The organism is Microbacterium sp. zg.Y909 (assembly GCF_024626565.1).
The window spans coordinates 1-1,536 of the sequence record NZ_JANJFJ010000050.1 but is presented as its reverse complement, the minus strand read 5'-3'; the positions used below and the strand labels follow the sequence as shown (position 1 = coordinate 1,536).

Annotated in this window: 1 protein-coding gene; it reads left to right on the top strand. The window is 71.7% G+C overall.

Annotated elements, in window-relative coordinates; translation table 11 throughout:
* A partial coding sequence (locus tag NQ160_RS06105) for a hypothetical protein (protein WP_257514342.1) occupies positions 1–1,299 on the top strand: 1,299 nt, incomplete at its 5' end.
* Between the last annotated feature and the right edge of the window lie 237 nt (positions 1,300–1,536).

The following is a 1,536-nucleotide window of genomic DNA, read 5'->3' as shown; positions in this document are numbered from 1 at the left end:
CTGCCCGACGGCCAGTGGCAGATCGACTATGTCGTGACCGTCACCAACACCAGCGACACCGTCGCTACCGTCTACACCCTCACCGACACCCCCGACCTGGGCGAGGGCATCGTCCTGGTCTCCGGGGAGTGGGTGGGCACCGCGCCTGCGCCGGACAGCCCCCTCGCGGCGGGAGCGATCGCCGAGTACACCTTCCGCGTCGTGGCATCCATCGACCCCGACGCCGAGGACCCGTCGTTGACGTGCGAACCCGGCGAGGGCGGAGCCTTCTTCAACGGCGTCACGGTCGTCTTCCCCGGCGGCACCGCCCAGGATGACGGCTGCGCCGAGCCGGGCGGCCCCACGGTCACCAAGACCGCCCAGGCTCCCACCCCGCTCGGCGCGGGCGTCTGGGTCGTCTCCTACGCCGTGACGGTGTCGAACACCAGCGGCGTGACCGTTGCCTACACGCTGGAGGACCGTCCCGAGCCGCTCAGCGGCGGGATCGCCCTCGTGACGCCGTGGACGGTGACCGGACCGACCGTCGAGCCGGCCGGTGCAGGCACCGCAGCGCTCGCCCCCGATTGGGACGGCGCGCAGCAGCCGACGGCTGCGACCGGCCTGCTTCCAGACGGGGCGACCCACACCTACACCGTGACCGGTCAGGTGAGCGTCGTGAATGCCGATCCCGATGCGCTCACCTGCGCAGAGACGTCCGAGGAGGGCGGCGTCTGGAACACCGCGCGAGTGGACAACGGCGCGTTCGAGTCGACGGACGAGGACTGCAGCGGGCTGGTCGTGGTGCCGGTGCAGCTGGAGAAGTCCGACGGCACGGTGAGCGAGCTCGGAGAGGGACGGTGGCGCATCGACTACGTCGTGACCGTCACGAACCCGGGGCTGCAGCCGACGACGTACACCCTCACCGACGCGCCGCAGTTCGACACCGCGTTCACGATCCTCGCGCAGGGCTGGGTCGGGTCCCCGAACGTCGCCGACGTGGAGATCCCGGCAGGCGGCGTGGACACGTACACCTACCGGGTGGATGCCGCATCGACCCAGAACCCGCTGCCCTCCAGCGCGCTGGAGTGCACCGAGGACGGCGGCGGATTCTTCAACACCGCCACCGCGACGCACCCCGGCGGGGTGGTCGCCGACAGCGGCTGTGCGGTGCCGGTCATCCGTCCCGCGCCGGCCCCGGGCCCCGGGCTCGCGGGCACCGGCGGCACCGTGCCGGCCGGCGTGGCCTGGCTCGGAGGGACGGCGCTGACCGCGGGCATCCTGCTCCTGGTGCTGATGCGCCGCAGGCGCCACTCGGAGTGAGGCGCCTGCCGGATTGGCGACACGCCCGAGTTTGCGACACGCCCGGGCGACGCGTACACTAGTGAAGTTCCACATTCCGGTGGTCGCTCTGCGTGCCCCGGATCACTGTCACGGCAGTGCATAGGCGGCGCGATACGCGCAGGGTCCTAGGCCGCGGGCAGCAGAACACCACATCCCACAAACCCGACCCCGCTCCGGCGGGTCGTATTCCATGCGCACGGGGGAGTGAGGAGCCGC